At 60.6% G+C, this 18,429-nt stretch carries 18 protein-coding genes; 8 read left to right on the top strand and 10 right to left on the bottom strand.

What is annotated here, in order from left to right; all coding sequences use genetic code 11:
* Window positions 1-293 precede the first annotated feature (293 nt).
* From PQR54_RS14810 to PQR54_RS14800, 3 genes are all read left to right on the top strand, one after another.
* Entirely contained in the window at window positions 294-1,526 is a 1,233-nt protein-coding gene (locus PQR54_RS14810) for an ABC transporter substrate-binding protein (RefSeq protein WP_408246809.1), read from the top strand.
* A 144-nt stretch (window positions 1,527-1,670) separates the two neighbouring features.
* Window positions 1,671-2,561 (top strand): carbohydrate ABC transporter permease, encoded by an 891-nt coding sequence (locus tag PQR54_RS14805; RefSeq protein ID WP_134460727.1) that lies wholly within the window; start codon window positions 1,671-1,673, stop codon window positions 2,559-2,561.
* Complete coding sequence (locus PQR54_RS14800) at window positions 2,558-3,409, top strand: carbohydrate ABC transporter permease (RefSeq protein WP_408246807.1); 852 nt, start codon at window positions 2,558-2,560, stop codon at window positions 3,407-3,409. The genes PQR54_RS14805 and PQR54_RS14800 overlap by 4 nt, the downstream gene beginning before the upstream one ends.
* A gap of 62 nt (window positions 3,410-3,471) precedes the next feature.
* On the opposite strand, the gene PQR54_RS14795 is transcribed toward PQR54_RS14800, so the two are convergent.
* Window positions 3,472-3,765: a DUF1330 domain-containing protein gene (locus tag PQR54_RS14795; protein ID WP_408246805.1), complete on the bottom strand. Its 294-nt coding sequence runs from the start codon at window positions 3,763-3,765 to the stop codon at window positions 3,472-3,474.
* A 230-nt stretch (window positions 3,766-3,995) separates the two neighbouring features.
* Here PQR54_RS14795 and PQR54_RS14790 point away from each other — a divergent pair, with 230 nt between their 5' ends.
* Complete coding sequence (locus PQR54_RS14790) at window positions 3,996-4,661, top strand: DsbA family oxidoreductase (protein WP_408246803.1); 666 nt, start codon at window positions 3,996-3,998, stop codon at window positions 4,659-4,661.
* A 94-nt stretch (window positions 4,662-4,755) separates the two neighbouring features.
* Here the strand turns inward: PQR54_RS14790 and PQR54_RS14785 are convergent, their stop codons facing one another.
* Window positions 4,756-5,916, bottom strand: coding sequence for a porin (locus PQR54_RS14785; protein WP_408246801.1), 1,161 nt, complete (start codon window positions 5,914-5,916; stop codon window positions 4,756-4,758).
* Window positions 5,917-6,537: 621 nt separating this feature from the next.
* Here PQR54_RS14785 and PQR54_RS14780 point away from each other — a divergent pair.
* The gene (locus tag PQR54_RS14780) at window positions 6,538-6,984 is read left to right on the top strand and encodes a Fur family transcriptional regulator (RefSeq protein WP_408246799.1); all 447 of its coding nucleotides are present in this window, start codon (window positions 6,538-6,540) and stop codon (window positions 6,982-6,984) included.
* A 24-nt stretch (window positions 6,985-7,008) separates the two neighbouring features.
* Here PQR54_RS14780 and PQR54_RS14775 read toward each other — a convergent pair whose 3' ends face one another.
* The 8 genes from PQR54_RS14775 to PQR54_RS14740 all read right to left on the bottom strand — a co-directional run bounded on the left by PQR54_RS14775 (window position 7,009) and on the right by PQR54_RS14740 (window position 15,118).
* Window positions 7,009-7,506: a hypothetical protein gene (locus tag PQR54_RS14775; RefSeq protein ID WP_408246797.1), complete on the bottom strand. Its 498-nt coding sequence runs from the start codon at window positions 7,504-7,506 to the stop codon at window positions 7,009-7,011.
* A gap of 304 nt (window positions 7,507-7,810) precedes the next feature.
* Window positions 7,811-8,395 (bottom strand): nucleoside 2-deoxyribosyltransferase, encoded by a 585-nt coding sequence (locus tag PQR54_RS14770; RefSeq protein ID WP_408246795.1) that lies wholly within the window; start codon window positions 8,393-8,395, stop codon window positions 7,811-7,813.
* A 200-nt stretch (window positions 8,396-8,595) separates the two neighbouring features.
* Complete coding sequence (locus PQR54_RS14765; protein ID WP_134460740.1) at window positions 8,596-9,036, bottom strand: hypothetical protein; 441 nt, start codon at window positions 9,034-9,036, stop codon at window positions 8,596-8,598.
* A gap of 269 nt (window positions 9,037-9,305) precedes the next feature.
* Window positions 9,306-10,997: a purple acid phosphatase family protein gene (locus tag PQR54_RS14760; RefSeq protein ID WP_408246793.1), complete on the bottom strand. Its 1,692-nt coding sequence runs from the start codon at window positions 10,995-10,997 to the stop codon at window positions 9,306-9,308.
* 307 nt (window positions 10,998-11,304) lie between these two features.
* Window positions 11,305-11,529, bottom strand: a complete 225-nt coding sequence (locus PQR54_RS14755) for a hypothetical protein (protein ID WP_408246791.1) — start codon at window positions 11,527-11,529, stop codon at window positions 11,305-11,307.
* 137 nt (window positions 11,530-11,666) lie between these two features.
* Window positions 11,667-12,086: a hypothetical protein gene (locus tag PQR54_RS14750; RefSeq protein WP_408247168.1), complete on the bottom strand. Its 420-nt coding sequence runs from the start codon at window positions 12,084-12,086 to the stop codon at window positions 11,667-11,669.
* Between the two features lie 30 nt (window positions 12,087-12,116).
* Window positions 12,117-14,051 (bottom strand): putative bifunctional diguanylate cyclase/phosphodiesterase, encoded by a 1,935-nt coding sequence (locus PQR54_RS14745; protein ID WP_408246789.1) that lies wholly within the window; start codon window positions 14,049-14,051, stop codon window positions 12,117-12,119.
* Window positions 14,052-14,179: 128 nt separating this feature from the next.
* Window positions 14,180-15,118, bottom strand: a complete 939-nt coding sequence (locus PQR54_RS14740; protein WP_408246787.1) for a LysR family transcriptional regulator — start codon at window positions 15,116-15,118, stop codon at window positions 14,180-14,182.
* A gap of 99 nt (window positions 15,119-15,217) precedes the next feature.
* On the opposite strand from PQR54_RS14740, the gene PQR54_RS14735 reads away from it, so the two are divergent.
* The 3 genes from PQR54_RS14735 to trpS all read left to right on the top strand — a co-directional run bounded on the left by PQR54_RS14735 (window position 15,218) and on the right by trpS (window position 18,422).
* Entirely contained in the window at window positions 15,218-16,639 is a 1,422-nt protein-coding gene (locus tag PQR54_RS14735) for an aldehyde dehydrogenase family protein (protein ID WP_408246785.1), read from the top strand.
* 120 nt (window positions 16,640-16,759) lie between these two features.
* Window positions 16,760-17,098 carry a hypothetical protein gene (locus PQR54_RS14730; protein WP_408246783.1) on the top strand — a complete coding sequence of 113 codons (339 nt, stop codon included), beginning with the start codon at window positions 16,760-16,762 and terminating at the stop codon, window positions 17,096-17,098.
* A gap of 295 nt (window positions 17,099-17,393) precedes the next feature.
* Complete coding sequence (gene trpS, locus PQR54_RS14725) at window positions 17,394-18,422, top strand: tryptophan--tRNA ligase (protein WP_408246781.1); 1,029 nt, start codon at window positions 17,394-17,396, stop codon at window positions 18,420-18,422.
* The last annotated feature ends 7 nt before the right edge of the window (window positions 18,423-18,429 follow it).

The following is an 18,429-nucleotide window of genomic DNA, read 5'->3' as shown; positions in this document are numbered from 1 at the left end:
GTAAATTTCCTACAAATCCGCATTCGCCGCAGTTGCTTGGTCATCCCGAAGATTGGGTATCCGTGACATCACGTTGCGCAGAATATCCCTGCTTTACAGCATCTTAGGCACAAAACGGCCTAGGAAAAAATATGGCAGACCCTACGTGACAAGCTATTTTGCGTCATGTAGGATTTTTTCAAACAATTCAACCCGAAGCGGCCGGCGACGGCAGCGAACCAACCCCACCATTGCTGGATGGGACCGGAGTAAGCGCTAAAGCGCTAACTCCGTTCGACACAGGAGAGAGAGAAATGTCGTTGCATGCCCGTGCTTCCCTCGCGCTAGGCAAAGTTGCCGTGGCGCTCGCGTTTGCAGGTATTGCCGTCGCGGCTCACGCCGACACGGTCCGCGTGACCGTCGCGCACTACAGCGACGCGACCGCGCCGTACTTCGAAAAAATGGCCCGTAACTTCGAGAAGGCCAATCCCGGCACGACGATCAAGATCGAAGACGTGAACTGGGACACGCTGCAGCAGAAACTGCAGACAGACATTTCCGGCAACGCCAACGCCGACCTCGCGATCGTCGGCACGCGCTGGCTGCTCGACTTCGTGAAGGACGACGTCGCCGAGCCGCTCGACGGCTACATGGACGCGAACTTCAAGAGCCGCTTCATCGGCCCGTTCCTCGCGCCGGGTGAAATCAACGGCAAGGTGTACGGCCTGCCGATCGCCGCGTCCGCGCGTGGGCTGTACTACAACAAAGACCTCCTCGCGAAAGTCGGCTATCCCGACGGTCCGAAGACCTGGAACGACGTGATCGAAGCGTCGAAGAAACTGAAGGCGCAGGGCATTGCCGGCTTCGGTCTGCAAGGCAAGGAAATCGAAACCGACGTCTACTATTACTACGCCCTGTGGACCAATGGCGGCGACGTGGTCGGCAAAGACGGCAAGGCGGCCTTCAATTCGCCGGCCGGCATCAAGGCTGCCACGCTGTACAAGACGATGATCGACCAGGGCCTGACGCAACCGGGCGTGACCGGCTATAGCCGTGAAGACGTACAGAATCTGTTCAAGCAAGGCCGCGTCGCGATGATGATCTCCGCACCGTTCCTCGCCAAACAGATCAAGAAGGAAGCGCCGAACCTGAAGTACGGCATCGATCCGATTCCGATGGGCACGGCGCACGCCACCTACGCCGTCACGGATTCAATCGTGATGTTCAAGAACTCGAAGGTGAAGAAATCGGCGTGGAAGTTCCTCGACTATCTGTTCACGAAGGAACCGCGCGTGGAGTTCACCACGACCGAAGGCTTCCTGCCGACCACCAAGGCTGAGGCGACCGATCCGGCATTCAACGACCCGGACACCAAGGCCTTCGTCGCGCTGCTGCCGACTGCCCACTTCGCGCCGACGGTGACCGGCTGGGAAGACACCGCGAAGGCCGTGACCGACGCAATGCAGTCGATTTACCTGGGCAAGGCGAAGCCGGCCGACGCGTTGAACGCGGCGGCCACGCAGGCGAACAAGTCGCTCGGCAAGTAACACGCGCAGTCTCGTAGTGATCCGCTGAACCCGCAACGCGCGCCGCCCCTGCAAAGGCGGTGCGCGTTTCGGTCGTAATGCACTATCCGGCCCATCCCGTCGCGCCCGCTCATTAATGCGGACGCGTCTTACGATCGAGCACGCATGAGCCGCTCCGCTTCTTCGCGCCTGCAAGCGCCCTGGTTGCTGATTGCGCCGAGTCTGGTCCTGGCGCTTTTCATCATCAGCTATCCGATTTTCAACATCGTGTGGCAATCGCTGCACGAGGTCTCGCGCTTCGGCGCGATTCGCGATTTCACGGGTCTGCAGAATTTCTACACGATCTTCAGCGACCCCGCGTTTCTTGCCGCCGCCAGGCGGACCCTTGTCTGGACTGTGTGCGTGGTGGGCGGCACGGTGCTGATCTCGGTGCCCGTTGCGCTGGTGCTGAACCAGGATTTCTATGGACGCGGTGTGGCGCGCACGATCGTGATGCTGCCGTGGTCCGTCTCGCTGACCATGACCGCCGTGGTCTGGCGCTGGGCTTTCAACGACGATTACGGCATGGTCAACGTCACGTTGCAGCGGCTCGGCCTGATCAGCGGTCCGATTCATTGGCTGGCCACGCCGGAACTCGCGTTTCCCGTCGAAATCGCAGTCGGCATTCTGGTGTCGGTGCCATTTACGGTGACAATTCTGCTCGGCGGTTTGTCCTCGGTGCCCGGCGATATTTATGAAGCCGCACGCATGGACGGCGCAAGCGCCTGGCAGCAGTTTCGCAAACTCACCATGCCTCTGTTGCGGCCGTTCATCAACATGACGATTCTGTTGAACGTGATCTACGTGTTCAACTCGTTTCCGATCATCTGGGTGATGACACAGGGCGGTCCCGACAACAGCACGCACATTCTCGTCACGTATCTTTATGAGCTCGGCTTCCGGCTCGGGCGTCCCGGCGAAGCCGCGGCGGTGTCGCTGATCATGCTCGTCATGCTGTTCATTTTCTCGATCGCCTATCTGCGCCTGCAGCCCGCGAAAGAAGGAGATCCGTCATGAGTCTCAGCGTCAAGATGAAGCGCTCGCTGTGGTGCTGGCTCGCGTTGTCGCCGCTGGTCGTAGTGGTGCTGTTTCCGTTTGCCGTCATGCTGTTCACCGCGTTGAAGCCGGCTTCCGAGATTTTTGTTTATCCGGCGCGCTGGTTGCCTGTGCATTGGCAGTGGAGCAATTTCTCCGATATGTGGGTGGCGGCGAATTTCGGCGTGGCGCTGCGCAATAGCACGGTGATCAGTTTGCTGTCGACCGCGCTTGCGCTGGGCGTCAGCTTGCCGGCGGCGTATGCATTGGCCAGATTCCCGTTTCGAGGACGTGGGCTTTACCGCCAGTTTCTGCTGGTCACGCAAATGTTGTCGCCGATTCTGCTCGTGGTCGGCCTGTTCCGCCTGGCAGCGATGATTCCTTATGGCGACGGCAACCTGGTCGATTCCAAGATCGGCGTGATCGTCTCTTACGCGGCCTTCAATATCGCGTTTGCCGTGTGGATGCTGTCTTCGTACTTTCAGACGGTGCCGCGGGATCTGGAAGAGTCGGCGTGGCTCGAAGGGTGCGGACGGACCAAGGCGGTCTTCAAAGTGTTCCTGCCGCTCGCGGTGCCTGCGATCGTCGTCACCGCGATCTTCACGTTCATCAACGCGTGGAACGAGTTCGCCGTGGTCTATACCTTGATCCGCTCACCCGAGAACAAGACGCTGACCGTGCAGGTGACCGACATGGTCGCCGGGAAATACGTGGTCCAGTGGCATCTGGTGATGGCCGCCACGCTCTGCGCGACATTGCCGGTTTCGGTGGTGTTCGCGTGGTTGCAGAGGTATCTGGTGAAGGGGCTCGCGTTGGGCGCCGTGAAATAGATGCTGGGGCAAGCGCGAAACTGCATGAGCAGGTCGCGCTCGCCGTATCTTTCGCTTTCGTGTTACTCCGTGCCGCGCACAATCCGCAGATCGCGCTCGACGCCATCGCCCAATGCGGCCAGCGCTTTCTTGTAGGGTTCGCTGTCGTAAGCGGCGATGGCCGCTTCGTAGGTCGGAAACTCGATCACGACCGTCCGCTCCTTCAAGCCTTGCTCACGTGCCTCTTCCGCTGCGCCACGCACGATGAACTTGCCGCCGGCAGCCGCCACCGCGGGCGCGGCGAGCTGCGCATACGCGGCGAGTTTGGTTGCGTCCTTCGTCGCGCGATATGACGTCACCCAGTATCCCTTGCTCATTTGATGCTCCTTTCAACGTTGGAAAAGCAGTCGTTGTCGTGCACGACGGCGAACAGGGATTATGACGCCTCGCAGCATCCCCATTGCGCGCGTGGTCAATCGCTCCAACTGCGGCAGGTGAATTGTAAGACGCCGGCTCGCGTTCCGTCACGAGGGCAGTCCTGCAAATACTGGCAATACGGGTTACGCTGGCTGCGGATTTCGCTTTGACACAGGACCGGAACACAGCAATGACCCAAGCGCTCACAATCGATTTTGTCTCCGATATCGCATGCCCCTGGTGCGCGATCGGCCTCTCCTCGCTCCAACGCGCGCTCTCGCGTCTTGGCGATGCCGTCGACGCGCAAATCGTCGTGCATCCGTTCGAATTGAATCCGGATATGGGACCGGACGGCGAGGCCATTGTCGACTATCTCGGCAAGAAATATGGCCGTACGCCGGAGCAGATCGCCGAAACACAGGCCGCGATCCGCGAGCGCGGTGCGAGCGTCGGTTTTACTTTTGGCCCGCGCAACCGCGTGTACAACACCTTCGACGCGCACCGTCTGTTGCATTGGGCCGGCATCGAGGGCAAGCAGTTGCCGCTCAAATTGGCGCTGCTGCAGGCATATCACTCCGACGGCAAAGATCCGAGCGATCACGAAGTGCTGGTCGAAGCCGCGCAGTCCGTTGGGCTCGATGCCGTGAAGGCGCGTGACGTACTGCAAAAACAAACCTATGCCGCTGAAGTTCGCGCAGAGGAACGGAATAACGAGGCAATGGGTATTCAGTCGGTGCCGGCCATTATCTTCAACCGTCGCTACCTGGTGAGCGGCGGACAGCCTGTCGAAACTTTCGAGCAGGCCATCCAGCAGATTCTGGCTGAAGCGGAGAACGAGGGTTCACAGGAGACGTAACGCAGAGCGTCGCGCCCTGATCGTGCCGAGCATGACAACGCATGCCCTGCAAAAAACAGGGCATGCGTGTTCACATTATTCGACGCGAGCCTGCCTAGAACGCGTGACGCATGCCCACGGTGACCGCCACTTGCGTGTTCGTCGCGGACGGCGACAACGTGTTGATCATGGCATGCGAGAGGACGGAGTCCGCAGGCGCACCGTGCACGTTCTGATAGACGCCTTCGAGATAGAAGTCCGTGCGTTTGCTGATCGAGTAGTCGGTTTGCAGCATGGCCGTATTCCATCCCGGCGACGAACCGTTATACGCGCCATGCGTGTACGTGTACTCGCCGGATACGCTCAACGCCGGCGTAAGCGCGTACTTTGCGTTCACCTCGTAGTTGTCGAGACGCAGCGAACCGCCCAGCGATCCCGCGGACGTATCGCCCGAACCGAGGTAGCTGCCCGTGCCGAACGAGAACACGCCCGACGCGTTGTCGATCTGAGTGTGGCTCCAAACCAGCCCGACCGTGGCCGGCCCGAACGTGTAGTTACCACCCAGCGACCAGATACGCTGGCGTTGTGCGAGGAAGTTCGCGCTTGCATCGCCCGAAGTCACCGCGCCGCTGCCATTGCCCGCGTTGTTCAGTTGCAGATAGCCGGCGGCAAGATTCACCGGACCTTGCGCATACGAAACGCCGAAACCGTAAGACCGGTTATTCCCGAAGTCGCCCGCCTTGTTGCTGAACGAGTACATCGTTTCGAACGTAACGCCGCGGTAAGTCGGGCTCGCGTACTTGACCGAGTTGTTGATCACGACGGAATTCGCAGCAAGATTGTCGTTTTCGAACGGATGCGCGGCCATGCTGCCGCCCCACGTGTTGAACTCCGCGGTGAGCGGTCCGACGAGGTCGTTCATCACGTCGAACTGGCGGCCGAACGTCAAGGTGCCGTACGGATCGCTTTGCAGGCCGACCCATGCCTGAGAACCGAAACCATCGCCGGAGAATGCCTGGGCGCCGTTATTCAGCAGGAAACCTTGCTCGAGTTTGAAGACCGCGTGCAAGCCGCCACCCAGATCCTCTGAGCCCTTGAGGCCGAACACCGTGTTCTGGGTCGAGCTGCTCACTTCCTGCCAGTTGCTGTGCCCAAACTGATTGTTCGTGTAAACCAATCCCGTATCGATGAGGCCGTAGAGCGTCACGCTGCTTTGCGCATGCGCCGACATCGTAAATGCGCCGAAGAGCGCGGCCGCGAGTAAAGACTTTTTCATACTTGTTGGCTCCGTGATCAAGCGGTAATTGAGGGTATCAATTGCTCTTTCCACCAGCGCCGTGAACACGCATGCAATACATTTACAACCGTTGTTGCGCAAACTGCGAGAAGCATAAGTAATTATTGGATGTTTATTGCGCGACACGTTAATTCAATGGCTATGCCAAGGCGTGCGCTTATCTATTGCATGGTTTTCAAGTCGGCTCAGTCGGCGCATGCTAGCCAGCGCGGCGGAAACGAGCCCCCCGATCATAGGGCGATGAAAATAAATGCGGTGTCAAAAAAATAAGCGGCGTGGCGTCAAAAGAACAATGAGGGGCCGAAGCTTAACGTGTTGCAGCGTGTGCCGGAAGTCAGTGTGGCGCGATATTAACGACAAAAATCGTGCGAAAGGATTATGTAATTTAACGTTAAGAACTCGTTTCAGTTCATCGATTCGCGGTCGTCCAATGCTTCCTGAAACTGCCGCTTAAGGTTCTCTTAAGGGACCGGCTTACATAGTTCGGCCACTCGCGGTTCGTCTTGCCGCAACAGCACGACGTCATTCCCGACGACTTCTTCCTGGCGGCGGCCTGCAATCCAGCGGGTCGGCCGCCGCTTCTCCATTGCCACGACATCCATGAACATTCATAGAATTCTGGAGCGGGCCCGTCTGCGGCCCACGTTCCCACGAGTCCTGGTGCTGGAGTTTTTTCAAGAGCACGCTCGTGACCACTTCACAGCTGAACAGGTCGATAAGCTTCTCAACGAAGACATGCGCAACATGAGTCTCGCCACGGTCTATCGCGTGCCCGGTCAACTCGTGAATGCGGATCTATTGTCTGGCGTGGCCTTTGGCGACGGCCGCATGGTCTACGAACTCAATGACGGAGCCCGGCACGATCACCTCGTTTGCACGGTCTGCGGTCGAATCTATGAGTTCTTCGATGCGGAAATCGAGGCGCGACAGCAGTCTGTCGCGAACAGCCTCGACTTCGCGGTGACGGGACGTCAGCTGGTTCTGTTCGGCATGTGTTCCGACTGTAGAAAGAGCGACGCGCAGGCGAATGCCTTAGCCAGGAGATAAACACTCGCGGCGCCGCTCATTAGCTCATACTTGTGCCGCTGAAGCTTCTGCCGCTGAAGCCGCTGCGGCTGCGAACGCTCGGAAGTTCGCCGGCGTGGCAAAGGCGAGATACTGTTTCTGCATCTCTTCCGTCAGCACCTCGATCAGCAGAACGTTTTCGATCCACAACTCGATCACATCGAAAAAGTCGCGGCCGCGCGTGCAGCGCACCGCGCGCCAGCCTTCCCGCTTGCCGATCGCGAATACTTCCTCCGGGGAAAGTTTGCTCGCGACGGCTATGTGAAATGCGCTGTATTGCGAGGCTGTGCTCGACCCTGGAACAAATGAGCCCTGCTCGCCGCCGGGGCTCAGGACGCGATCGTTGGGATAGGTCTCGATGATCGAGCCACGATCGTCACCGGCAATGGCCATCCACGAATCGGGAAAGGAAGGGAACGGGGCGTGGAATCCGCCCCACAGTTCGGCAATGACGCGTGCGACGTTTTCCGGATTGTGTGCCGGGATGGAAGCGTGAAACAGCATGAGTGACCTCGGTCAAAAATTTACAGTGCGGGATCGGTCCTTGTATACGTTTTAGAGGCGATCTTTTTCAAACCGCTTTATTGGTTATCTTGTGCTTCGGCACATGTCGCAGTGCACGGGGCGTGCTGCGAATCAGCAATTCATAAGCATTGGGCGGCGATACTCGCACTCGGTGGATGCACCGTCAAGTGGGGGTATTACCGCCATTTTTCGTGTGAGGAATTGCGTTGCGATTCGCGACCTTTTTTCTTTTTGATGGTGCGGATCGTCGCAACTAGAACGCCTGCATCGCAAGCATCGTGGCTTATTGCTTCCTGAAGGCGCTGTACAGCGTCTTAGCAAGCGCGGTCAACTCACCACCGCTCTCGCGAAGCGACGCGATCTCCGCACCGCTCTCCAGCGTCCGTTCCACCCTGCCACTTCGATCGCGCTCGATGGCGTCCAGCACAGCCTGCGGCAGCGCGGACAGTCGGTCGACCACGTCGAAATCGCCTAAGCCCGTGAGCATAGGGTTGTCGGAGCCGCTGAGCATGGACCGCGCGTCAGCCTTGAAGAGCACCAACGGTTTGCCCGCGTGCCACGCCAACGACGCCTCGACAACCGTGCCTTCATCGGCAACGCGGCCGTTGAGATTGGCGACGACCACATCGCAACGCCTGAGCAACTGATACGTATCCAGACTGAAGATTGCACGGTCGAGCATGTCCGCGGCTTCTTCAACCGACGCGCCGAGTTTCTCGAGTTCCGGCTTCAGCTTCGCAAACTCGAGACCGTCGCGATGCGGAAGAAATGTCGTCAAACCCGCAGCCTCCAGCGTGGCTGCAATCGAATCCATTTCGGTTCGTTCGGCTGCGTTGAAAAGCGGACCAGCGCAATACACTCGTGGCATCTTTTTTCCTCTCCTGAGGACGGAGAAATCGTGAAGTATTCTCGCAACGCGTGCCGGCATGCGACTGCGCTGCGAGGACCGTTTACGATAACCATCGAGGAAGCAAAGTCAATGCAGAGCGTCGGCCGCTTATGGCCCGGCACACCCGGCGCGCAGACAAGTACCTGTGTTACGCGCTACGCCGCCCTCTGGCGCTCCGCTCAGTCGTAATGCCGATGCTTGTGGTGACGCTTGCCCGATCGGCCACCGCGGGAATAGTCGTCGGCGTAGGAGTTGGAGCGCGAGATGTTGCCGCCGAGCGCCGAACCCGCGCCACCGCCCAAGGCTGCGCCGACGAGACCACCGCCGCGACCGCCCATCGCATTGCCTGCCGCCGTGCCTGCACCGCCGCCCAGCGCGCCGCCGATAATGGCACCCGTGCGCTCCCTGCGGTTCGACGTGACCGCGCCGCCGGCGCCGCCACCCACTGCGCCGCCGAGCACGGCGCCCGTGCTGCCGCCCACCGCGCCGCCCAGCGCAGCGCCCGCCACGCCGCCGAGCGCGCCACCAAGCGCGTTGTTCATATCGCCGGCCATTGCCGACAACGACGCCGAAGCCGTGAGCGCTGCAACGGCAACAATCTTGAGGATTCTCATCGACATAAAAAGCTCTTTCACTGTTGTTGACGGCGCCGAGTATAACCGCGCTTTTGAAAGGCTTCTGTAACCACGTCGCGCGACATCGGTAAGACGTGTAACAAAATGATCGAAGGGTCGAGAGCGGAGGCTTTTATCGGTTCAAGCCGAACAGAAAGAGAAGATCATTCGTTGCTTCTTGAATATCTGTCGGATAGCTAATCATATTGATGATCGCGCCGACGATACTGGCGAGCTGCCGTAGACCGGCAGCCCGCCAACCGCTCACTTGAATTTTATCCGCGCCGCTTCTTTTTCAACTCCACGGTCTCGAACAATTCGTAGTTCTGCGTCGGCACTTGATCGGCGCCGGGCGCGTGATAGTAGTTCATCGTGATGGTGGTCTCGCCGCCCGGATGCCCCGGATCATGATCGAACACCGCGATCCCATAACCGGTGCCGGTATCGCGTTGCGCCGACCAGATCGCGTCTTCCACGGCGTCCGCGTTCGCGCGCACGAATGTCCCGGCCGTCGTGCCGGCCACCGGGCGGTTGGGACGCGTGAAAATACGCGCCTGCGGCAGCCCCGTGCCGACATCCACGCCATAGACGTCCAGCGGCGCGCTCGTGCCGCCGCCGCCGAGTATCAGGTGAATCGTGCCGTGGCTCGTATCGAACGTCGATGCGCCCGACGACACCGCCGACATCACCGGTTTCGGCTGCAACGTATCCACCGGCCGGCCCGTCGCGATGTCGGTACCCTTGTTGTGGTTGCATCCGCGCACGGGGTAGCTGCGCTCGTAGTCGTGATCGTGACCGCACAGCACCAGGTCCACACCGTAGCGATCGAACAGCGGCAACCAGGCCTCGCGGATGCCCTTATCGGACCCGTTGCCGGTCTTCGACGAACTCAGCGCGTCCTGATGCATCTGCACGATGATCCAGTCGACCTCGTCGTCTGCGGCGGCATGGTGCAGTGTCTTCTCGAGCCAGCGCGTCTGCTCGCCGGCGCTATAGCCACGCACATAGAGCGACGTGCCGGGTTGAACGGGCGGATTGCCGGTGCTCGCAACCGGCACCAGTGGAGCCGGGCCGGCAACGAACGCGGCCGCGTCCTGATAGACGACGTCGTCGGCATCGAGCGAAATGAACAGCACGGAGCTGACGCGGAAGCTGTACCAGCGGCCCTGAAAGCGCGTGTGGTTGTCCGGCAGCGTATAGCGTGCAAGATACGAAGCGAGGCCTTGTTCGCCGTTGTGAAACTCGAGCTCGTGGTTGCCCGGACACGGCATCCACGGCCGGTTCGACGCGGACGTCTGGCAGTTGTTGCCGAAGTCGCGCCACACGTCCGGCTGGTGCATCGGATTCAGATTGGCGTAACACAGGTCGCCGTTGAGCAAATGAAAAAGCGGCTGAAAGCGCTCGACCGCCTGCACCGCGAAGCGGCTTTGCGGCGACGACAAAACCCAGCCGGTATTCGGCGTCGCGAGATCGCCATAGCTGGTCCAGCGGAACGGCGCACGTCCGCGCGGCGCAGTACGGAAACTGGCCGTGAAGGGCTGCGCCGCGTTGCTGTCGTTGTCGGCGGTCACTTCGTATTCGTAGCTCGTATCGGGCTTCAGGTCTCGCAGCCGCGCGTGATACGTGAACACGACCTCGCCGTTCAGGCCATCGGTATAGGTGCTTTGGACGCCATGCACCGTATGTTTGCCCTCGCGTGCGCCGCTCACGCGCACCTGCGGGTTGACCGCCGGCGCAAGCGACGCCCACGACACCGTGACCTCACGGGCAGGATCGTTGCCCCATGTCAGGTGGACCTGCTCCGGTGTGCCGTCGGGTACACTGTTCGCCGCGCGCGCGGCCGATGAGAGCGTGCCCGCCGCCGTGGCGAGACTGGACGCGCCGGCAAACTTCAGGAACCCGCGACGCGAGACGATGGAAGCGCCTTGATCGGTCGGCGAAGCCTTAGCGATTTTTTTGTTCGACATGTCTGGTGTTGTTGTACGGGGTGGAAGGACGCCGACGCGCAGGCCGGGCACACCGCGCTCTTCGTGAACGGCGAGTGCGCTGAAGACCGGCGCGCAACGGAGACGACCAGCCATCGTAGTCGCCAGGCTATGACAGTCAGATGAAACCGCGTGAGGCGCGAAGCGTTCGCCGCCATTCGAAGCGCAAGGGCGTGGCGACGACGCATGCAGAGAATTAACGGACAATTGACGACACTCAGAACAGAGTGCCGCATTTGCCGGCGCATGGATTCCATCATGAATCATGCGACCGGCGGCAAAGCATCACTCACGTCTGCGGATTCGTGTCGTCCGTGGACTGGGTGTTGTCGGCGACGTCCTGCTTGTCGTCGTCTTTCTTTTCGATCATTGATTCCAGCTTGCCTGCGCCTTCAAAACCGGCGATAGCGGCGATGCCTTTCGTTAGCAAACCCGCTTCCGGATCCACTTTTTCTGCTGCTTCAACCGCGGCGATCGCCCCCGCAATCTTTCCTGCTTCGTCCAAGAGTCCCATGGCGCTCTCCTCGAGAAAAAGTGAGTTTGCATCGTCTCACGATCTCGACGCCTTGTCGTCAAATGTAAAACCGAAATGACGATTAGCTGACACCACTGAAAGGCAACGCGAAACTTTCCGTTTGGTAAGTGTCGCGCCTATCGCCGCGGCGGCTGTGGGTTATTCGCCGGATTGGTATCGAATCGGGAAACGCGTTGTATGCCGTCTTCACGGACCAACCGCAATAGTTCGGTCTCCATGATATCGGCGGCATCTTTGCCGTAGACTTCGGCGCCATTCACATAGACCGTAAACGACCGCAAGTACTTCGCTTTCTTCTCCGGGTTCTCGATCGTCTCACGGGTCCATTGATAGAGCGGATAATTTTCCGTGCCTTCGCGTTCAGCTTCGCTCACATAGTCGGCGAATGCATCGAACTGGCATTTCAACGTCGCGTCGTGCCTGCGCAGAACATCATGGAGTGCGGCATGCGACGCGCAGGCCGGGTCAGCATGTAACGTGTCGGCCAGTTCCGGCGAGACAGTAATCCGCAGTTGGAATTGCAAGGCAGGTTCCATAGTCGCCTCAGTGTCGGCATTCATGAATGCTCATTCTTTATCCGCGGAATGCGCGGCAACCTTTTCTTCGATCCGCGCAATCTCGTGGCTTTGCACCGGCTTGCCGAGTAGAAAGCCTTGGGCATGCGTGCACCCGCATACGCGCACGAAATCAAGTTGCTCTTGCGTCTCGATGCCTTCCGCCGTGGTCGGTATGCCGATTTCCCGCGCCAACGCGACGATCCCGCGCACTACCGCCGCCGATTCTCGACGATGCACGGACTCCTTGACGAACGAGCTATCGATCTTGAGCTTGTCGAACGAAAAGCGCACGAGGGTCGACATGGTCGAAAAGCCGGTGCCAAAATCGTCGAGCGCGAGACCGATGCCTAACGCACGCAGCCTGCCGACGTTGCGCCGGGTCACGACATCGTCGTTCAGCAGCACCGTTTCCGTGACCTCGATATTCAGGCGCTGCGGCGGGAGCTTCGTCTTGCGGAGAATCGCCGAAACGGTCGAAGCAAACGACTCCTCCCGCAATTGCACCGGCGATACATTCACGGCGACGGTGACTTTGTCTCGCCACGTCACCGCTTCCTTGCACGATTGCAGCAAAGCCCACTCGCCCAAAGAGAGAATGAGGCCTGTACGTTCGGCGGTAGGAATGAACGCGGAGGGTGAGAGTTCACCGCGCGTGGGATGGGTCCAGCGTATTAGCGCCTCGCGACCCGACACCGCACCGCTGCTGAGATCGACAATGGGCTGGTACTCCATGCGCAAACCGCTGAACGAATGCAGCGCGCCTTCCAGATCGCTGCGCAGAAGGCTCAGGCTTTCATCCGACGCGTGCTTCGCGGCGTCGAAAATAGCGAATGCGCTTTTGCCGCTGCGTTTCACGGCATACAACGCGCGGTCGGCGCAAATCAGCAGTTGCGGGCCGGTTTTCGCGTGGTCTGGATAGAGCGAGACACCCACGCTCGCGCCGATATGCACCAGCGCCTCGCGCAACGCGAACGGGCGCGCCAAAGTCTTCACGATGCGGTCCGCCAGAATGCGTACGTCGCGAGCGTCACCCATGCCATCGGAAAGCGCCACGAACTCATCGCCAGCCAGGCGTCCGACGAGGTCGCCGCTCGGCAACACTTCACGCAAGCGAATTGCGGCTTCCTGAAGGATCTGATCGCCGGCGGCATGGCCCAGGCTGTCATTGATGGCCTTGAATCCGTCCAGATCGATCAGTAGAACAGCGAACGATCGATCTTTGCGCAGCGCGCCCATCTCCGTGCGTTCGAGCAGCAGTTCGCTGATACGCGCGCGATTCGGCAAGCCGGTGAGGCTATCGTGATGGGCGAGCCGGTGGCTGTTTTCCCGCGCCAGAAGCAACGCGACCGTGTCGCGATTGCTGCGCAGCGCGACGGTAAAGAAGCCGGCGGCGCAGAACGGCGCCTGGAAAAGCAGCACCAGTTTGCCGGAGCCGGGCGACAGCGCCGCCCCGACAGCCAACAATCCGAGAATGAACGTGATCTGCAGCAATACGAGCCGAGGGGTGCCCGCATTACGGCCGGCCAATCCGCCAATAACGCCCACGGCGCAAACGTTGCCGAGCAGGAACAGTGTCTGGTCTCCGCTGATATTGCACAGCAAGGTGCCATAGCCGAACAGCACGCTCCAGAGAAGGCTCGCGAACAGAAACGCGGAGGTAGGAGTCGGCTGACCGTTGGCGCTGCGCGAGCAGCACAACCAGATCAATGCGAGCCGGGCAACCAGCAATGCGACAACGGCGCTGCCCCAACTCGCGTAAAGAGCCTTGGGATAAAGGTAGTAAGCGGTGGCGCAGACGCTGATTTCACAGATCGACGCAAACACGATCGAGGCGGTTCGCGTGAACAGATTGGCGAGCAATATCTGGCGATTATCCGCGCTCAGATCCTGAGAGGAAGAGACGACCCACTTGAAAAATGGAGACCTTGGTTCGCTGAAAGCCATGACCTACGCATTTTTGATGGTTGATAAATCGAAACCCGCGCGTGTCGCGATTATTACGTAAACGTAGAGGATCGGGTTAAATCGACTGAGGAAACGAGTCGACCTCTCTCCGGATCGGAAAAAGTGACCTACCGCGAGCCACGTGCTTTGCGCCTGGTCCGCGCCTGTTCGCGCTGCATATCGGCGTGCTCGCGGATCATATCGATGAGCGCCCGTAACCCGGCCGGCGCGTGACGGCGGCCTGGATAGTACAAACACAGCCCGTCCAGTGGCGGAGTCCAATCCTCCAGCACGCGCACCAGCGTGCCCGCCCGCAGATCCGCAGCGACATTCCATTCGGTCAGATAGGTCAGCCCGAGGCCGGCGCGCGCCGCTTCCAGCATCAAACCCGGTTCATCGAGCGTCAGCGCGCCTTTTCCGTCGATCCGCATCGTTTCGCCGCGGCGCTCGAATTCCCATTGATAGATCGCGCCGCTCGGCATGCGCGTGCGGATACAGCGGTGCGCGAGCAGATCGGCGGGCGTGCGCGGCGCTTTGTGTTGCGCGAAGTAAGCGGGACTGCCGACGACCGCGAAGCGCTGCTTGTCGCCGAACGGCACCGCGATCATGTCCTGCGGCACCGTTTCGGCCAGACGGATACCCGCGTCGAAACCTTCGACGACGATGTCGACCAGCCTGCCCTCGGTGACGAGATCGAGCTTCATGTCGGGATAGCGCTGCAAAAACGCGATGAAGAGCGGCATGGCTTGCTTCGCCGCGCCCACCGAGGCATTGATGCGCAACGTGCCCGACAGCGTGTCGCGAAAGCTGCCGGCCTGCTCGATTGCGACGCGGATCGTGGACAGCGCGGGCGCCACGCTATCCACGAATTGCGCGCCCGCTTCCGAGAGCGACACGCTGCGCGTCGTGCGATTGAAAAGCCGGACGCCGATGCGCGCTTCGAGCGCCGCCACCGCATGACTGAGCGCGGACGTCGACACGCCGAGTTCGGTCGCGGCCGCCCGAAAGCTGCGATGGCGCGCAACGGCCAGAATCGCCTCCAGTTCACCCAGACCCGAAGTTTTCATTGTCCCAAATCGTTCAACGTGACGTGCTTGATTGTACGGCTAGTCAACGCAATGGCCACGGTCTATTGTGGTTCGTTCGAAACTTCTTTGGAGCAAGGCATGCAGATCATCGACAGGATTTACATCGACGGCGCGTTCATTACGCCACACGGCAGCGAAATGTTCGATCTTTTCAATCCGGCGACGGAGCAGGTGATCGGCCAGGTGCGCCTCGCCGACGCGCAGGACGCACGCGATGCTATCGCCGCCGCGAAGCGCGCGTTTCCCGCCTTTTCGCGCACCAGTCCGCGTGAGCGTATCGACATGCTAAAGCGCATGCATGAAGCCGTCGTGGCAATAGAAGACGAGCTTTACGAAGCGATCACCGAAGAATATGGCGCGCCGGTGTCGCGCGGCCGCTGGATGGCGCGGCATGCGAGCAGCGTGCTACTCGAAGCCGCAAAGGTCTTGCAGGACTATGCATTTACGCGCCGCGCGGGCAGCGCCGAGGTCGTGATGCAACCGTTGGGCGTCGCCGGTTTGATCACGCCGTGGAATAGCGACGCGGGTTTCATCTGTGGCAAGCTCGCCGCCGCTCTCGCCGCGGGCTGCACAGCCGTTATCAAACCGAGCGAGATGAGCGCGATCCAGACGCGCATCGTGACCGAGGCGCTGCATGAAGCGGGTCTGCCCGCAGGCGTGTTCAACATCGTGACCGGGCGCGGCGACACCGTGGGTGCGGAGATCAGCTCGCATCCCGATGTCGCGAAGCTGTCGTTCACGGGCTCCACGGCCGTCGGCAAAACGATTTTGCGCGCGGCGTCCGACACGTTGAAGCGCGTGACGCTCGAACTCGGCGGCAAGTCGCCCGTGGTCGTGCTGGACGACGCGGACTTCGACGAAGCGGTGCCGCTCGCCATTCAGGCCGGCTTCATGAATAGCGGTCAGGCGTGTATCGCGGGTACCCGCATTCTGGTGCCGCGCCAACGGCTCGCGGAGTTCGAGACTTGCGTGCAGGAAGAGGTCGCGCGCAGTCAATCAGGCGACCCGCGCGATCCGCAAACCACCATCGGCCCGATGGTCAGCCAGAAGCAATGGGAGCGCGTGCAGCGTTACATCCGCATCGGCATCGACGAAGGCGCTCGCCTGATCGCGGGCGGCGAGGGACGGCCGGATCGCGTCAGCGCGGGCTGGTTCGTGCGCCCGACCGTCTTCAGCGATGTCACGAACGACATGACGATTGCGCGTGAGGAGATTTTCGGCCCGGTGCTGTCGATCATCGGCTATGGCGACATCGACGAGGCCGTCACGATCGCCAACGATACGAGCTACGGCTTGCAGGCTTATGTGTTGTCACAAGACACGCAGCGCGCGCACGAAGTCGCGGCACGGATCGAAGCGGGACGCGTACTGGTCAACACGCTGGCCCACGAACCGGCGGCGCCGTTCGGCGGCTTCAAGCAATCCGGCATTGGGCGTGAATACGGTACGTTCGGGCTGGAAGCGTTTCTGGAGCCGAAGTCGGTGCTGGGTGTTTTCTGATTGATCATCGCCGCCCCCAAAAGCCTCGCGAGTCGAGTATCGATGTACGATGCCGTATAGTGGATGCACCGCTGATTTCCAGCGGCGTACCCGTAGATCGGCGCGATGGGGGACTACGAGATGACAGTCGCAAATACATCGATGAACGGCTCTCGCGAGCCCGTGCCAGAGTCGCTGCAGACCTTGGTCGAGTATCTCGAACTCTCGCTCGACAAGGCGTCGAGCGTGGTCATGACGCGCCACACGAACGACGTTTGCACCGTCTATCTGGGCGACCCGGCCGGTCTGATCGAGGAAATGAAGAAGCTCGGCACGATTGCCATCCCGCTCGCCAATGAGATGCTGGAACTGACCCGCTCGGGCGTCAACGAGATGGAGATCGGCGGCCAGGCCTATCGCTTTGTGCGCACTTTCACGCAGGTCGAGGACGCCGCGGCGGTCGTTTTTTCGGCGGCCTAGACGGCGGTGCGGATTGGTTGCAGGGCGGTTTGCAGGGCACATTCGTCACAGGTCCGCATTCGCGGGTGCGGACCTGTGGACACACTTTCCGGCCCGCCGTTGACGACTTGGCGATCCGCCGCGTTATACTCTGCCGATGGATACGAAGCCGATCACGCTGAACTGTTGGTGGCGCGCCTGACTTAGGCGGCCCGTTTCCACTCGACCACCGAAACGTGATGCCGCCAGTCCTGGCGGCATTTTCGTTTCTGCGCGCCGACGGCTGGTGGTATCGACAAACGCACAACCCCAGACCATGACAGACGCAAAACCGACCACGAACCCACCGATTATCCTTACCGGCGACCGCACGACGGGCCCGCTGCACCTTGGCCACTACATCGGCTCGCTGCGCTCGCGCGTGCAGCTCCAGCACGAGGCGCAGCAGTTTTTGCTGCTGGCCGATGCACAAGCCATGACCGACAATGTCGGCCGGCATCAGAAGGTCACGGAAAACGTCATCGAGGTCGCGCTCGACTATCTCGCCGTCGGCATCGACCCGGCGAAGTCGACCATTTTTATCCAGTCGCAGGTGCCCGAGCTGGCGGAACTGACCCAGTACCTGCTCAATCTCGTCACGGTCGCGCGCCTCGAGCGTAACCCGACCATCAAGGCGGAAATCGTGCTGCGCGGTTTCGAACGGGACATCCCTGCCGGCTTTTTGACGTATCCGGTCAGCCAGGCCGCCGACATCACCGCTTTCAAGGCGACGCGCGTGCCTGTCGGCGACGACCAGTTGCCGATGATCGAACAAACCAACGAACTGGTGCGCCGTTTCAACAACACGGTCGATCAACAGGTGCTGGTCGAATGCGAAGCCGTGCTCTCGCACGTTGCACGGCTGCCGGGCATCGACGGGAAAGCCAAGATGAGCAAGTCGCTCGGGAACGCGATCGCCTTGGGCGCGACGCCGGACGAAATCACCAAGGCCGTGAACAATATGTACACCGACCCCAACCATCTGCGCGTCAGCGATCCGGGCCAGGTGGAAGGCAATGTGGTGTTCGCGTTCCTCGACGCGTTCGAGCCGGACGTGCCGATGGTCGACGAACTCAAGGCGCACTACCGCCGCGGCGGTCTTGGCGACAGCGCGGTCAAACGCGTGCTCAACGAACGGCTGCAAGCACTGATCGCCCCGATTCGCGAGCGCCGCCGCGAGTACGAAGCCGATCGTGCCGAGGTGCTGAACGTTCTGCGCCGCGGGACGATGCGCGCGCGGGAAGTGGCGGGCGCGACGGTATCCGAGGTGAAAAACGCGCTCGGTCTGAACTACTTTCAGAGCTGAGCGAAAG

The sequence above is a fragment of the Paraburkholderia phytofirmans genome (genome assembly GCF_046028095.1).
Lineage (GTDB): Bacteria > Pseudomonadota > Gammaproteobacteria > Burkholderiales > Burkholderiaceae > Paraburkholderia > Paraburkholderia phytofirmans_A.
This window is presented reverse-complemented; position numbering and strand designations above follow the sequence as displayed.

Coding starts and splice junctions, on each gene's coding strand:
- PQR54_RS14790 (WP_408246803.1), top strand. CDS start 3,996: ATGACCCAAGCGCTCACAATCGATTTTGTCTCCGATATCGCATGCCCC.
- PQR54_RS14745 (WP_408246789.1), bottom strand. CDS start 14,051: ATGGCTTTCAGCGAACCAAGGTCTCCATTTTTCAAGTGGGTCGTCTCT.
- PQR54_RS14770 (WP_408246795.1), bottom strand. CDS start 8,395: ATGCCACGAGTGTATTGCGCTGGTCCGCTTTTCAACGCAGCCGAACGA.
- PQR54_RS14730 (WP_408246783.1), top strand. CDS start 16,760: ATGACAGTCGCAAATACATCGATGAACGGCTCTCGCGAGCCCGTGCCA.
- PQR54_RS14750 (WP_408247168.1), bottom strand. CDS start 12,086: ATGGAACCTGCCTTGCAATTCCAACTGCGGATTACTGTCTCGCCGGAA.
- PQR54_RS14780 (WP_408246799.1), top strand. CDS start 6,538: ATGAACATTCATAGAATTCTGGAGCGGGCCCGTCTGCGGCCCACGTTC.
- trpS (WP_408246781.1), top strand. CDS start 17,394: ATGACAGACGCAAAACCGACCACGAACCCACCGATTATCCTTACCGGC.
- PQR54_RS14795 (WP_408246805.1), bottom strand. CDS start 3,765: ATGAGCAAGGGATACTGGGTGACGTCATATCGCGCGACGAAGGACGCA.
- PQR54_RS14755 (WP_408246791.1), bottom strand. CDS start 11,529: ATGGGACTCTTGGACGAAGCAGGAAAGATTGCGGGGGCGATCGCCGCG.
- PQR54_RS14775 (WP_408246797.1), bottom strand. CDS start 7,506: ATGCTGTTTCACGCTTCCATCCCGGCACACAATCCGGAAAACGTCGCA.
- PQR54_RS14810 (WP_408246809.1), top strand. CDS start 294: ATGTCGTTGCATGCCCGTGCTTCCCTCGCGCTAGGCAAAGTTGCCGTG.
- PQR54_RS14805 (WP_134460727.1), top strand. CDS start 1,671: ATGAGCCGCTCCGCTTCTTCGCGCCTGCAAGCGCCCTGGTTGCTGATT.
- PQR54_RS14785 (WP_408246801.1), bottom strand. CDS start 5,916: ATGAAAAAGTCTTTACTCGCGGCCGCGCTCTTCGGCGCATTTACGATG.
- PQR54_RS14740 (WP_408246787.1), bottom strand. CDS start 15,118: ATGAAAACTTCGGGTCTGGGTGAACTGGAGGCGATTCTGGCCGTTGCG.
- PQR54_RS14760 (WP_408246793.1), bottom strand. CDS start 10,997: ATGTCGAACAAAAAAATCGCTAAGGCTTCGCCGACCGATCAAGGCGCT.
- PQR54_RS14735 (WP_408246785.1), top strand. CDS start 15,218: ATGCAGATCATCGACAGGATTTACATCGACGGCGCGTTCATTACGCCA.
- PQR54_RS14765 (WP_134460740.1), bottom strand. CDS start 9,036: ATGTCGATGAGAATCCTCAAGATTGTTGCCGTTGCAGCGCTCACGGCT.
- PQR54_RS14800 (WP_408246807.1), top strand. CDS start 2,558: ATGAGTCTCAGCGTCAAGATGAAGCGCTCGCTGTGGTGCTGGCTCGCG.